Below are 12,960 nucleotides of genomic sequence, written 5' to 3'. Positions count from 1 at the left end.
ACCTTTCCGGGCCCTGGCGCTCGCCGCGGCCCTACGCCTCTGTGGATTCGGCCTGCGTTCGGCTATCGCGGATCGACGTATATACGAACGTCATGATGAACAGCGCGGTGAACAGCACCACGATGGTCGGCGCCGGGGCGCTATCGAGATAGAACGACAGCCAGACGCCCCCCAGAGAACAGCTCACGGCAAGCGCCACCGCCAGCAGCAGCGCGCTGATAAAGCGCCGCGTCAGCAGCAGCGCGATGGCGCCCGGGGCGATCAGCAGCGAAATCGACAGAATAATCCCCACCGCTTTCAGCGTCGCGACGATCGTCAGCGCAATCATGCACAGCAGCCCGTAGTGCAGCAGCCCGCAGCGTAAACCGCTGGCCTTAGCCTGATGCGGGTCGAAGGCGTGCAGCAGAAAATCGCGCCACTTCAGCCCAATAATCAGCGCAATAGCCAGGGCGATCGTCGACGTTTGCACGATATCGCTGGCGGAGATGCCCAGCATATCGCCGAACAGAATATGGTCGAGATGCACCTCGGACTGAATAGCGACGTACAGCACCAGCCCGGCGCCAAACATGCCGGAAAAGACGATCCCCATGATCGTATCGCGCTTGATACGGCTATTGTCATCAAGATAGCCGGTGGCGATAGCGCAGAACAGCCCGGCAATAAAGGCGCCGATGGCGAAGGGAATGCCGACGATATACGCCACCACCACCCCGGGAAATACCGCGTGGCTCATGGCGTCGCCCATCAGCGCCCAGCCTTTCAGTACCAAAAACACCGACAGCAGGGCGCAGGGAACGGCAACGATCGCCGCCACCAGCATGGCGTTGATCATAAAAGAGAACTGGAAGGGTTCGAGCAGAGCGGTCAGCATGAGGCCTCCCTGGCGCGACGGCGGCTGGCAAGCAGGCCGTGCTTTGGCGCGAAGACGAATGCCACCAAAAACAGCAGCGTTTGGGCCACCACGATGATGCCGCCGGTGGCGCCGTCCAGATAGTAGCTCAGCCAGGCGCCGAAAAAGCTGGTCAGGCTGCCGATGGCGACGGCAATCGCCAGCAGGCGCGGAAAGCGGTCGGTGAGCAGCCAGGCGGTGGCGCCGGGGGTGACCACCAGGCAAATCACCAAAAACGCGCCCACGGTCTGCAGCGCCGCTACGGTACAGGCTGCCAGCAGGGTGAAGAACAGCAGCTTGAGGCCGGTGGTGTTGAGGCCGATGGAGCGGGCGTGGCTTTCATCGAAAAAGGTGACCATCAGATCTTTCCACTTCAGCAGCAGGATGATTATCGAAATAAAGCCAATCGCCGCCAGCTGGATAATATCCTCCGGGGCAATCGCCAGAATATTGCCAAGGATGATGGTCTGAATATTGACCGAGGTCGGGTTGAGCGACACCATAAACAGCCCGATACCGAAGAAGGAGGAGAAAATCAGCCCGATAATTGCATCCTCCTTGAGCTTTGAGCGCTGGTTGAGAAACAGCATGCTGCCCGCCGCCAGCCCGCCGGAGAGAAAGGCGCCCAGCGCAAAGGGCAGGCCGAGCATATAGGCGCCCGCCACGCCGGGGACGATCGAGTGGGACAGGGCGTCGCCAATCAGCGACCAGCCTTTAAGCATCAGGTAGCACGAGAGAAATGCGCACACGCCGCCGACCAGGGCGGAGACCCACATCGCGTTCAGCATATACTGATAGCCAAACGGCTCCATCAGCCAGCTCATCCTTCGCCTCCCGTCGCCCGACGGCTGATAAACGGCCGCTCATCGTCGGTAATAATCCGATCCTCGCCGCCTTTGAGCACCACGTGGCGCAGCACGCCGCTAAAGGCAAGCTCCAGATTCTCGGCGGTAAAGGTGGTTTCGGTTGGGCCGCTCGCGAGGACGGTGCCTTTGACCATCACGGTGTAGTCGCAAAACTCGCTCACCGAGCCGAGGTTGTGGGTTGAGACCAGCATGGTGCAGCCCTCATCGCGCAGCTCCCGCAGCAGGGCGATGATCCGCGCTTCGGTCTGCACGTCAACGCCGGTAAAGGGTTCATCCAGCAGGATCACTTTGCCCTGCTGGGCGATGGCTCTGGCAAGGAACACGCGCTTCTTCTGCCCGCCGGAGAGTTCGCCGATCTGCCGATGGCGGTATTCGCTCATGCCTACGCGCGCCAGCGCCGCGTCAACGATCTCGTGGTCGCGAGGCTTTGCCCGCCGCAGCCAGCCCATATGGCCGTAGCGGCCCATCATCACCACGTCTTCCACCAGCACCGGGAACGACCAGTCGACCTCCTCGGACTGCGGGACGTAGGCCACGAGGTTTTGCCGCAGCGCGCGGTTGACCGGCTGACCGAGGATCGCAATCTCGCCGCGCGCCAGGCGCACGAAGCCCATCAGCGCCTTAAACAGGGTTGATTTCCCCGAGCCGTTGACGCCGACCAGCGCGGCAATTGAACCCTGTGGGACGCTGAAGGAGGCATCCCGCAGCGCGGTATGGCCGTTGCGGTAGGTGACGCTGACCCTGTCGATGACCAGCCCGGCCGTCGCTGTACTCATGACTGTTTCCTCAGGCCGTCGTTGATGCCCTGGACGATGGTTTGCGTGGTCACCCGCAGCAGATCGAGATAGGTCGGCACCGGGCCATCGGCGGTACTCAGGGAGTCAACGTAGAGTACGCCGCCATAGTGGGCGCCCGCTTCACGTGCGACCTGGCGCGCCGGCTTATCGGAGATGGTGCTTTCGCTAAAGATGGTCGGGATATGCTCTTTTTTCATGGTGTCGATGGTTTTACGCACCTGCTGCGGCGTGCCCTGCTGGTCGGCGTTAATCGGCCAGAGGTAGCGCTCCTGCAGGCCGTTATCGCGGGCGAGGTAGGAGAATGCGCCTTCGCTGGTGACCAGCCAGCGCTTATCCTCCGGTAGCTTCGCCAGCTGCGCTTTCAGCGGCGCCATGGTCTGGCGGATTTTTTCCTTGTAGGTCTCGGCGTTGCGGCGATAGGCGTCGGCATTGTCCGGATCGTATTTCACCAGCGCGTCGCGGATGTTATCGACGTAGATTAGGGCGTTGTCCGCCGACATCCACGCGTGCGGGTTGGGCTTGCCGTTATAAGGGCCATCGCTGATGCCCATCGGCTGGATCCCGTTGCTGACCACCACTTCCGGTACGCCGTTTAAATGCTGGTAGAAGCGGGCAAACCACAGCTCGAGGTTCAGACCGTTGGCGAGAATCAGCTGCGCCCCCTGGGCGCGCTTGATATCGCCCGGCGTCGGCTGATACTCGTGGATCTCGGCTCCCGGCTTGGTTATTGAGCTCACCTCGGCGGCATCGCCGGCCACGTTCTGCGCCATATCGGCGATCACCGTAAAGGTGGTGATGACCTTAAATTTCTCTTTCGCCTGCGCGGGGGCGACGGCGAGGATCGCCAAAGTGGCGGCAAACATCAGGTGTTTCAGCGGTGGCAGGTGCAGCATAGGATCCCTCACAACGTTGCGGTTAATTAAGCATCATTTATAGCCTGTGCTATGTTGTATAGCACAGGCTATTGATAAATGAAAATGATTATTATTTAGATGGCGGGTGAATAATGAGCGTGGGAACGATAGCGCGGCGCAGCAGATGAGGGGCGCAGGGAAAAAGAGCAACAACAAGAGAAAGAGAAAAGAAAGAAAAAGAACAAGAAAAGAGAAGCAGGGAAAGCCGGGAGCGAGTCCGGCCACCGTGAGCGGCCGGGGGAGAACGTCAGGAGATATCGGCTACCGACTGGCGCGGGATCAGGCGGCCCGCCAGCGTGCGGCCCTCGGCGCTAAACGCCGGGCGTTCGTCAATCAGGCTGCGGATCCGCTGAATACAGCTCTCCATCAGCTGCTCCAGCGGCCATGAGATACAGGTCAGCGGCGGATTGAGCAGCGAAGCGAGCGGGGAGTCCTCGAGGCTGAGCAGCGACACCTCCTGCGGCACGGCGATGTTAAACTCGCGCAGCAGGCGCATGGCTTCCGCCGCGTAGCGATCGCGCTTGACGATAATGACCGAATACTTGCTGAAGCTGTTAATCAGCGTCAGCAGCGCCTGCTCAACGTCATCGTTAGCCGCCAGCATCAGCTGACGGTTAAAGGGAATGGAGTAGTTTTGCAGCACGTTCCGGTAGCCTTCGAGCATTTGGCGGCTGGCGTCATCGTCGGCGTTATCGGTCAACAGCGCGATATTGCGATGGCCCTTGCCGATGACGTAGCGGCAGGCGCTTTCGGTGGCAAAGGCGTAGTCGTAGCCTTGGTTGTTGATCCCCGCCACGCTGAAGCGGTCGAAGGAGATAACGTTGCGCGGGGCGTCCGGCGAGACCGCGCCGAGCACCACCACCGCCACGCACTGGCGCTGAAGGTCGTCCACCGCCGCGGCCTGTTCCACCCCGTCGGTGACGTACTGCACCAGCAGATTTTTGTTTAATCCCTTGAGGGCCTGCGACAGCTGGGGAAGCAGGCGCGCTCCGCTGCTCTCGTCGCGCGTCGGGATAACCAGGCCAACGTGATTTGATGTCTGACTGGCGAGGTTTTGCGCGGCAAAGCTCGGGCGATAGTTGAGCTCTTCAACGGCTCGCAGCACGGCTTCCCGGCTCTCCTCGCGAACGCCACGGGTGCCGGTCAGCACGCGAGAAACCGTCGCTCTGGAGACATTCGCTAATCTTGAAACATCATCAATGGTTGGCATGGTCTTTTCTGTCTGGATATTTTCGCCTAGCTTAGCATACCTGCTGAAAAAAGTGTCTATCGCCACCGGCCTTCAGCGCCCGCCAGAACCGGGAGCCAGGCCGCGCCGCGCACGCCGCTGGCGTCGCCGAAGCGGGCCTGTTTGATCGCGGTATGGCAGCTATCGGAGAACAGATAGGGCACGATGGCGGGGGGCAGATCGCGGTAAATTTGCCCGACGTTGGACAGGCCGCCGCCCAGCACGATCGTCTGCGGATCGAGGATGTTAATCACCGAGGCCAGGCTGCGGGCAAAGGCGTCGATAAAGTGCCGCCAGTGGGCGAGCGCCTGCGGATCGCCATTTTGCGCGGCCTCAACTATCGCTTCCGCCTGCGCCTGCTCGCCGTATCGCCGGGCAAATCCGCTGCCGGAGATAAAGCTCTCAATGCAGTTTTGCTTCCCGCAGTAGCAGGCCTGAGCGGGGCCATCCCGCTGCGGCGTATAGCCCGGCAGCGGGTTGTGGCCCCACTCGCCGGCGATCGCGTTGGGCCCGCTTAGCAGCTGCTGATTGACGGCAATGCCGCCTCCACAGCCGGTACCGATAATCACCCCAAAAACCGTCATAGATCCTGCGCCCGCGCCGTCTACCGCTTCGGAAAGGGTGAAGCAGTCGGCGTCGTTGGCGATCCACACCGGCTGGCCGAGCCGCTGCATTAGATCGCTGCGCAGATCGTGGCCGTTCAGCACCAGGCAGTTGCAGTTTTTGATCAAACCGCTCTGCGGGTCGATAGCGCCGGGCAGGCCGACTCCAATCGAAAACGGGCGCTCGCTCCAGTCGCGCACGGTCTCGATCAGGCCGAGCAGCTGGTGGATGAACGCCTCGTAGCTCTCTTTATGCGTTGGGCGGCGCTGGCGATAGACGCACTCGCCCTGAGGGGTGAGCAGAACGGCTTCCATTTTGGTGCCGCCGATATCTAAACCAAGATGTAGCATAGTTGCCTCCATACTGGATGGCGCGTAGGTTGCCCACAGCCCCGGCGCAGCGGGCCGGGGCTGTGGGCTAACGGCGCCGGGTAAACGCTACGCCTGCAGCGGCCGCGAGCGATAAACGGCGATCAGTTCGGCGATCAGCTCTTTCGCCAGAATGGAGGTCATCAGATGGTCCTGGGCGTGCACCATGACCAGCGTCATTTTGGTTTTGCCTTCGCCCTCGTCGGCCTCAATCAGCCGGGTCTGAACCAGATGCGCTTCGCGGGAAAAATGGGCCGCTTCTTTCATCTTTGCATCGGCAGCGTCAAAATCACCCTCTTTGGCGCAGCTCAGCGCTTCGTAGCACAGGCTGCGCGCCTGGCCGGCATTGATAATAATGCCCATGACCTGTTCTTCTAATTCCATGACTTACCTCTGAATAATCTAAATTATGCGGATTGCGTCGCGGCCTGCGACCCGGTTTCGGCGTTATGGCTTTCCTGGCTCAGCAGCTGCTTTTCATAAGCGCGCAGGAACGGCAGGTACATCACCATCGCGGTTCCCATACAGATCAGGCACATGATCACCGGGCTAAAGCTCCAGTTTGCCGCCCAGGAGGCGCCAATAGGGGCCGGAGTGGTCCACGGCGTCATCGAGACCACGCGGCTCACCAGATCCAGCTTCAGCGCAAACCAGGCGAGGGTGGCGTTAATCATCGGAACCAGCACGAACGGCAGGAAGAACAGCGGGTTCATGATGATCGGCGCGCCGAACAGAATCGGTTCGTTGATGTTAAATACGCCCGGCACCACGCCCATTCGGCCAATGGTTCGCAGATGAACGGCCTTGCTGCGCAGCAGCATCAGCGCCAGCGGCAGGGTCGATCCCACGCCGCCGATCAGCAGATAGTGATCCCAGAAGCCCTGCACGTAGATATGCGGAATGGCGGTGCCTGCGGCCATTGCCGCCTGGTTGATCGACAGATTAGCCATCCAGAACGGGTTCATAATTCCGGTGACGATCAGCGCGCCGTGGATCCCGGCGAACCACAGGACCTGGCATACCAGCACCGAGATCAGGATCGCCGGCAGAGTATCCGAGGCTGCGACCAGCGGTTTCACCAGCGACATGATCGCTTCCGGAATGATCATCCCCAGCTGCGCTTCGATAAACAGGTTGAGCGGGTGGAGGGTCAGCACCACTGCCAGCACCGGGATAAGGATTTCAAACGAACGCGCAACGCCCGCTGGCACCTCTGGCGGCAGGCGAATGGTTACGTTGTGGCGCTTGAGGAAGGCGTACAGCTCGGTAGAGTAAATAGCCACCAGAATAGCGGTGAAGATCCCCTGGCCGGAGAAATAGGCGGTGGAGATCTGCCCGTCTTTCAGCGGCGCGGCGACCAGCAGGAATGACATCAGCGACAGCATGCCGGCGGTCAACGAGTCCAGATTATGGTGCTTCGCCAGGCTTGCCGCGATGCCGACGGCAATAAACAGCGTCATGACCCCCATGCTGAAGTTAAACGGCAACATCAGCGCTTCACGATGATCGAGGGAGAACTGCAGCCAGGCGCGGGCAAAGCCCCAGCTGGTGTCCGGGGAAAACGGTGGAAAGATAAAGACCAGCAGGAAGGAGCCGACGATCATAAAGGGCAGGGCGGTAATAAAGCCGTCGCGAATCGAGGTGACGTACTTTTGCTGGCCGATGGCGCCGGCCATCGGGGTAATTTTTTGCTCGATCACGGCGATCAGTTTGGCGTACAGAGAGCTCATCTTCTTTCCCTCAATGCTGGTTATCGATCAGAGCGAGCGCGAAATCGAGCACCGCACCGCCTTTCTGCATGCCGTAATCCATCATGTTGATGGGCTCCACGAGGATCCCGTAGCGGTCGGCCTGTTTTTGCAGATCCTTTTGCATGTATTTGACCTGCGGACCCAGCAGCACGACCTGGTAGTGCGCAACCTGCTCGGCGAACTCCGCCACGCCGAAGGCCCTGATCTCAACCGCCAGGCCTCGCTTCTCCGCTTCGTCGATCATTTTCTTCATCAGCAGGCTGGTGGACATCCCCGCAGAACAACACAACATTATCTTTTTCATATACGGCTCCCGATGGGTTAGATGTCCGGACTATAGTCATCGGGATACAAAACGGAAAGCGCTTTCCGTTTGTGGATTTATTAATTGTGACAACGATCACCTATGGCAGGCTTTTACTTTATGTGGTTGTGCGCCATCATCGCGGCGTAAATACACATCTCAAAAGGTAGCACTATGAACTTTCAGTTGATGAATGTTGCCGTCGACATCATCGAGCAGCGGCTGGCGCCGCTGGCCAACGTTCTGACGCGCAATAACCACATTACGGCGATGCGCGATAGCTTCGCGCTGGCCATGCCGTTTGTGATTGTTGGTAGTTTGCTGGTACCCATTTTGTTTCCGCCCGTTTCCATTAACGGCGCATCGGCGTTTGGCCAGTTTTACCTGCAGCTGCGGCCAATCTTGCTGCCGACGTTTGAGCTGACCATTGGCCTGGTGGCGCTGATCGTGGCCTTCGGCGCCAGCGCCAGCCTTGCCAAGCAGTATCGCCTGCCGGAGCGGCTGTGTGGCCTGACCGGCTGCCTGGCCTTCCTGCTGTTTATCGGCTTTCGCGATAACGGCGCGACCAATATCTTCCTCGGCGGGATGGGGATATTCACTGCGCTTATTTCAAGCGTCTATTCAATTGAAATAATTCGTTTTTTCTACAGAAAAGGCTGGTGCATCCGGCTGCCGGAAGAGGTCCCGCTGATGACCCGCAACGGTTTTCAGCTGCTGATTCCGCTGCTGGTGGTGATGCTCTCCATTAGCGTCATCAACGCCGTTCTGCTGCAGACCAGCGGGAGAATATTGCCGGAGCTCATCAGCGAAGCGGTACGGCCGCTGGTGATCGCGTCTGACACCCTGACGGCGGTACTTATCTCTTTATTTATCTGTAACTTGCTTTGGTTTGTCGGCATTCACGGCGCCCTGATTATTACCGGCATTATGAATCCCTTCTGGATGACCTATCTCTTTGAAAACCAGCAGGCCCTCGCCTCCGGCGCCGCGACGCTGCCGCATATTTATCTCCAGGGATTCTGGGATTTCTACCTGCTGATTGGCGGCATTGGCTCCACCCTGCCGCTGGTTTTTATGGCGATGCGCAGCCGCTCCCGGCAGCTGAAAAGCGTGGGAAAAATTGGCCTGCTGCCGTCCCTGTTTAACATCAATGAGCCGATACTGTTCGGCTTTCCGATTATTATGAACCCGGTATTCCTGCTGCCGTTTATTTTTGTGCCGCTGATAAATGCCTGTATTGCATGGTATTTAACGCACCTTGGCATCCTCGATCGCGCGGTGGCGATGCTGCCTTGGTCGATGCCGTCGCCGCTCGGCGCGGCATGGTCGGCGAACGGCAGCTGGAAAAATCTGTGCATGAGCCTGTTCGCCATTTTCAACTCGTGGATGCTGTACCGCCCCTTCTTCAAGGTCTACGAGCGCCAGCTCGCCGACGCCGAACGCTAGCCCCTTCCCGCCATGAAACCAGCCCGCGAATGCGGGCTTTTTTATGTCGAAGCTATTTATGTGATGAGCGTCACGAATTCTTGCTGGTTATAATCAATTTTGTGAACTAATCCGGCAATTACGGAAAGCGCTTTCCGTTTGTGGATGTACATTTCCGTTTTTGATCCGTAAATTTCCTGACGTTCCAGACCCTGTTAATAAAAAATAACGAACGAAGGAAAAAAATAATGATAAGGCTTAACTCATCAATACCTCTGTCTTTGCTCGCTTTGGCGGTAATGAGCGACTGCGCCAGCGCCGATCCGCAATATGATTTTGCGCTGCACGGCTATATCCGATCCGGCATTCTTGCCAACTCTGACGGCAACCGCGCCGACTCCGTCGGCCTGATGCCGGACGGGAAATGGCGCCTCGGCAACGAAGAGGACACCAAGATCGAGCTGATCCCCACCGTAACGCTGAAGTCTGACTCCGGCGCGGTGGCGCGGATCCAGGCCAATATTACCCACCAGTCGAAATGCACCTCTGACTGGAACTGTCAGGATGACGACGGCCACGATGTGCAGTTCCGTGAAGGCTTTGCCGAGCTGTCGAATCTCGATTTCGCGCCAGAGATGACCTTCTGGGGCGGTAAGCGCTACAGCAGCTCCAACACCTCCAGCCACCAGTTCGACTGGGAGTACATTCAGTACAACGGCACCGGCGGCGGCTTCGATAACATGGATCTGGGCTTCGCCCGCTTCGATGCCGGGGTCTACGCCTTCTCCCCAACCGATGAAACCAAAGCCTACCCGGTCGATAAGGGCGATCAGGGCTACCCGGACGACTACTCCCTCAACCTGTGGTTTAAAAAGATTGCCGGCACCGGCCTCGACCTGGAGCTTATCGGCCACCATATGAACCGCAATGAGAACCACCCGACGGCGGCCGAAAAAGGCTACGGCATAACCGGCGTCTATAACTTCGATGGTTTCTACGGCCTGACCGGCGGCTATTCGCGGGTGGTCTTCCAGTACGGACGCGGACTGGCAGCGGGCGATTCGCTGGGGAAAAACGGCTGGGGATGGGCCAACCTTGAAGATACCCAGTCCTGGCGCGTGGTGCTGGATAACCTTGCCTCGATGGGGGACTGGGAGGTTTCTACCTTTGCCTACTACCAGAAGGATAAGAACTACCGGTGGTGGACTGACGATGCGAACGGCTGGGGCCGCTCAAGCTGGGTCGCCGGGATCCGCCCGTATCAGCAAATTACCAAAAACTTCGCCATGCAGTACGAGCTGGGCTACGAATATCTCGATGATAGCAACTACAAAGGGGTTGATGGCAAAGGAAAAGGCGGCCTGACCAAAGTCACTATCGCCCCGACGTTAACCTTTGATTCCGGCTACTGGACCCGACCGCAGCTGCGCTTTTTTGTCACCTACGCCAAGTGGGATAAAGGCGTCTCCGACGCCCTCGACGGTAACTATGACTGGAGCACCAATACCATTTCTGCCGGTGGCTATTCGCGCAGCGGTGACACCGACACGCTGAATTTTGGCGTTCAGGCCGAAGTGTGGTTCTAAGGAGCGAAACGATGATTTATCCCGTGAAAAAGGTCGTGCTGATAGCGCTGCTGTCGGCCCTGGGAAGCGCCGGGGCCATGGCGGCAGAACGCTCACACTTCGAGAACTTTATTACCCGCGATGGCGCGATGCTGAAGGATGGCGACAAGGTTTTCCGCTTTGCCGGAATTCATGCGCCGGAGCTACACCGCATTGAGGACGATGCCCGCGGCCCGTGCCGGGCCGATACCCGCGGCTGGGGGCAGTATTTCAGATGGCCGACCGCCGACGAGCAGGAGAACTGGATCAGGGCGATGGTGCAGACCGGCGCGAAAGCGCAGCGCGTGTACGTCCTCTCCGTTCAGCAGGAGTTTGATAAGGCCTGCGGGCGCGAAACGCATATCCTGGCGCCGGCAACCGCGGACGGCATGCCGCGCCTGAACGAAAAGGCGATGCGGGTTTACGACAATATGATTGCCGAAGCGGACAAGCAGGGGCTGCGCCTGATCCTGCCTTTTATCGATCACTGGTGGTGGTGGGGCGGCCGCGAGCAGCTGGCGGCGTTTTATCATGAAAAGCCGGCCGACTTTTATCGCACCGACAGTCAAACCTACCGGGCCTATCTCGACGTGATCCGTCAGGTGATCACCCGGACCAACAGCGTGACCGGCCGCGCCTACTATGACGAAAAGGCCATTATGGCCTGGGAAACCGGTAACGAACTGGAGGATACCAACGCGGCGTTCCTGCAGCAGACCGCCGCGTGGATCAAAAAGTGGGCGCCGCATCAGCTGGTGGTTGACGGCACCTATAAGAAAATCAACGAGTTTGCTCTAAACGACCCCAACGTTGATATCGTCAGCAACCATTACTACACCAACGCCGAGAACAACCATCCTGAGCAGGTGAAGAAGGACCTGCGCTCGGCCGGCGGCAAAAAAGTGTACATGGTCGGCGAGTTCGGCCTGCTGGATGCGCAGCAGCTCAACGCCATTATGCAGTCGATTGTCCACAGCGAGGTCGACGGCGCGCGGGCGGCGGGCGGGCTGATCTGGGGCTTCCGCGGCCATCGTCATGACGGCGGCTTCTACTGGCATAAAGAGTCAACCGGCCACTATAGCTACCATCTGCCGGGCTTCCCGGTGGAGGGAAAATCCAACCAGGAGATGGAGGTGGTGAACCTGGTGCGAACCGCCTCGGCGCAGATGGCCGGGCAGGAGAGCGCGCCGCCGCTGCCGAAGCCGGACGCGCCGAAGCTGCGGGAGACGGACTCGCCGTTTGCCATCAACTGGATGGGGGCGGCGGTGGGACGCGCTTATGACGTGGAGCGCGCCGGGTCGGCAAAAGGACCGTGGAAGGTGGTGGGGAGCGATATTTCCGACGGCGTGAACGAGTGGGATCCGTTAACCATGAATCTGTTCCGCGATAGCTATCGCACTTTGCAGCTGGGTCATACCTACTTTTATCGGGTGGTGGCTAAAAATGAGAGCGGGACCTCGGCCCCCTCCAACGTGATTAGCGTTAAGCACACTCAGGAGAATCAGCCGCCGGTGGTGGATCTGCCCGAGTCCTTAACCACCACCCAGGACCGGGGGCTGCTGCTTGCCGCCAGCTGGCGCGATGACGCCCTTCCGGACGATAGCGTCAAGGTCAGCTGGAGCAGCGGCGGCAACGAGCAGGCCCATTTCTGCGCCAGCGATAGGGCAGAAACCCGCGCCTGGTTCAGCGCCCCCGGCGAGTACGCCCTGACCCTGACCGCCGACGACGGCCTGCTTAAAAGCCGTAAAACCGTCAGGGTAACGGTAGCGCAAGCCGCGGGCAAAGCACCCGCCGACTACTGCCGTTTTACGGGCGAAATCTTTGACGTCAGCCGGGGCAAGATTGTGGCGGCCAACAGCGAGAAAGATGCGCTGACGACCGGCGCCGACGGCTTCCTCGGGCCCTTTGCCAACGATGGCGACAGGGTGAGCTGGCAGGTGCCGGCGCCGTGGAGCGGCAAGTATCAGCTGCGGGTGACCTTTAACGGCAAATGGGGCGGTAAGAAAAACTCGTTTATCGTTAACGGCGGCGCGCCGATAGCGGTCGAATTCCCGGCCACCGATGAGCAGGGCCAGCAGCTGCAGGTGCCGGTGGAGCTGAAAGCTGGCGACAACCGCATCGACTTTGGCAAATTTGCCGGCGACTGGGGATATATGTTTATCAAATCGATCGAAGTGATTGCAGAGTAGTACCTATTGGCTGCGCCGG

At 59.3% G+C, this 12,960-nt stretch carries 12 protein-coding genes; 3 read left to right on the top strand and 9 right to left on the bottom strand.

From position 1 onward, the window contains the following. Window positions 1-31 precede the first annotated feature (31 nt). The 9 genes from sitD to M2416_RS16950 all read right to left on the bottom strand — a co-directional run bounded on the left by sitD (window position 32) and on the right by M2416_RS16950 (window position 7,723). On the bottom strand, window positions 32-874 hold the full coding sequence (sitD, locus tag M2416_RS16990) for an iron/manganese ABC transporter permease subunit SitD (RefSeq protein WP_259225977.1): 843 nt from the start codon (window positions 872-874) through the stop codon (window positions 32-34). After that, window positions 868-1,716: an iron/manganese ABC transporter permease subunit SitC gene (sitC, locus tag M2416_RS16985; protein ID WP_041146920.1), complete on the bottom strand. Its 849-nt coding sequence runs from the start codon at window positions 1,714-1,716 to the stop codon at window positions 868-870. The genes sitD and sitC overlap by 7 nt, the downstream gene beginning before the upstream one ends. Next, the gene (locus M2416_RS16980; protein WP_259225969.1) at window positions 1,713-2,534 is read right to left on the bottom strand and encodes a manganese/iron ABC transporter ATP-binding protein; all 822 of its coding nucleotides are present in this window, start codon (window positions 2,532-2,534) and stop codon (window positions 1,713-1,715) included. Before M2416_RS16980 ends, sitC begins: the two co-directional genes overlap by 4 nt. Next, a complete protein-coding gene (locus tag M2416_RS16975) occupies window positions 2,531-3,448 on the bottom strand; it encodes a metal ABC transporter substrate-binding protein (protein WP_259225967.1) in 918 nt (305 codons plus the stop codon). The genes M2416_RS16980 and M2416_RS16975 overlap by 4 nt, the downstream gene beginning before the upstream one ends. A 268-nt stretch (window positions 3,449-3,716) precedes the next feature. Beyond that, window positions 3,717-4,679, bottom strand: coding sequence for a LacI family DNA-binding transcriptional regulator (locus tag M2416_RS16970; protein ID WP_041146917.1), 963 nt, complete (start codon window positions 4,677-4,679; stop codon window positions 3,717-3,719). 56 nt (window positions 4,680-4,735) lie between these two features. Next, window positions 4,736-5,650 (bottom strand): ROK family protein, encoded by a 915-nt coding sequence (locus M2416_RS16965; protein WP_076946023.1) that lies wholly within the window; start codon window positions 5,648-5,650, stop codon window positions 4,736-4,738. An 87-nt stretch (window positions 5,651-5,737) separates the two neighbouring features. Beyond that, window positions 5,738-6,052: a PTS lactose/cellobiose transporter subunit IIA gene (locus tag M2416_RS16960; protein WP_076946024.1), complete on the bottom strand. Its 315-nt coding sequence runs from the start codon at window positions 6,050-6,052 to the stop codon at window positions 5,738-5,740. A gap of 23 nt (window positions 6,053-6,075) precedes the next feature. After that, window positions 6,076-7,398, bottom strand: coding sequence for a PTS sugar transporter subunit IIC (locus tag M2416_RS16955; protein ID WP_115192044.1), 1,323 nt, complete (start codon window positions 7,396-7,398; stop codon window positions 6,076-6,078). Between the two features lie 10 nt (window positions 7,399-7,408). After that, window positions 7,409-7,723 carry a PTS sugar transporter subunit IIB gene (locus M2416_RS16950; RefSeq protein ID WP_259225959.1) on the bottom strand — a complete coding sequence of 105 codons (315 nt, stop codon included), beginning with the start codon at window positions 7,721-7,723 and terminating at the stop codon, window positions 7,409-7,411. Window positions 7,724-7,897: 174 nt separating this feature from the next. On the opposite strand from M2416_RS16950, the gene M2416_RS16945 reads away from it, so the two are divergent. The 3 genes from M2416_RS16945 (at window position 7,898) to M2416_RS16935 (ending at window position 12,941) form a co-directional block, all read left to right on the top strand. After that, entirely contained in the window at window positions 7,898-9,169 is a 1,272-nt protein-coding gene (locus M2416_RS16945) for a PTS sugar transporter subunit IIC (RefSeq protein ID WP_041146912.1), read from the top strand. Between the two features lie 227 nt (window positions 9,170-9,396). Then, complete coding sequence (locus M2416_RS16940) at window positions 9,397-10,734, top strand: maltoporin (RefSeq protein WP_041146911.1); 1,338 nt, start codon at window positions 9,397-9,399, stop codon at window positions 10,732-10,734. A gap of 11 nt (window positions 10,735-10,745) precedes the next feature. Then, window positions 10,746-12,941 (top strand): CBM35 domain-containing protein, encoded by a 2,196-nt coding sequence (locus M2416_RS16935; protein WP_374761797.1) that lies wholly within the window; start codon window positions 10,746-10,748, stop codon window positions 12,939-12,941. The last annotated feature ends 19 nt before the right edge of the window (window positions 12,942-12,960 follow it).

It is taken from the genome of Klebsiella sp. BIGb0132, assembly GCF_024810075.1.
Taxonomy (GTDB): domain Bacteria; phylum Pseudomonadota; class Gammaproteobacteria; order Enterobacterales; family Enterobacteriaceae; genus Klebsiella; species Klebsiella terrigena.
The sequence above is the reverse complement of the archived record's forward strand: the minus strand, read 5'-3'. Positions and strand labels throughout refer to the sequence as shown.